This is a genomic window from Yokenella regensburgei ATCC 49455, assembly GCF_000735455.1.
Taxonomy (GTDB): Bacteria; Pseudomonadota; Gammaproteobacteria; order Enterobacterales; family Enterobacteriaceae; genus Yokenella; species Yokenella regensburgei.
This window is the reverse complement of the sequence record NZ_JMPS01000091.1, coordinates 1-294: the sequence shown is the minus strand read 5'-3', so window position 1 is coordinate 294 and position 294 is coordinate 1. Positions and strand designations below refer to the sequence as shown.

The following is a 294-nucleotide window of genomic DNA, read 5'->3' as shown; positions in this document are numbered from 1 at the left end:
TCCAGGTCCGAGGGACCATCCACCACTCCTGTAGCCGTAAACGTTGCAACAAATACGTTCATAGACGCGGTTACAAAACTTCATCAATCCGCAACGGCTCAGCACTCTCAGGCTGCCGCCCTGGTAAACCCGGTCATCGTCACTGTATCTCCCCCGGCGGCTGAAGCGGGCCGCCAGGAAAAGCCGTTACGGATAAAGGAAGACTCTGGCGAAGTAAGACCGTTTTGGCAGGGGGAGAAGCAGCTGGATAGCGTGGTGCCAAAGCAGGGCGAAGCAGCGGCACAAAGCAGAAAT

1 protein-coding gene is annotated in these 294 nt (G+C 56.5%); it reads left to right on the top strand.

Features of this window, described 5'->3' with window-relative positions; translation table 11 throughout:
- Positions 1-294 (top strand): hypothetical protein (locus GYRE_RS24865; protein WP_038258882.1); only part of this gene is annotated, 294 nt, incomplete at both ends.